The sequence below is a fragment of the Undibacterium hunanense genome, from assembly GCF_014284335.1.
Classification (GTDB): domain Bacteria; phylum Pseudomonadota; class Gammaproteobacteria; order Burkholderiales; family Burkholderiaceae_D; genus Undibacterium; species Undibacterium hunanense.
Map to the genome: position 1 here is coordinate 1 of NZ_JACOGF010000068.1, position 330 is coordinate 330.

The following is a 330-nucleotide window of genomic DNA, read 5'->3' on the forward strand; positions in this document are numbered from 1 at the left end:
GTATCGAAAACATCAAATCCGTTCTCGATACCATGTCCATCACCAGCTCCAACGCCAACCAGGCTGGCGTCGTTGAATTCTCCTTCGGTACAGGCGTACTGACAGGTGCCAACGTCGGTGCATTGAATCTGTCTGACGTCCAAGTTGGTGCAGTCAACATCGGTGGCAATACTTCTGGTTCCTCCGCCAATGGCGTAGGCGGTACAGGCTATGAAACACTCACAGTCAACAGCACAGGCGCGTCCAACTTCATCGGCGCTCTCAACCTGCCAATGGACACAGGCACAGCCGGTAAAGTCATCATCACAGGCAACACCAACCTGACACTGG

The 330-nt window shown here is 53.6% G+C and carries 1 protein-coding gene; it reads left to right on the forward strand.

Annotation, left to right across the window (positions count from 1 at the left end; all coding sequences use genetic code 11):
* A partial coding sequence (locus tag H8L32_RS27350) for a hypothetical protein (RefSeq protein ID WP_222619530.1) occupies positions 1 to 330 on the forward strand: 330 nt, incomplete at both ends.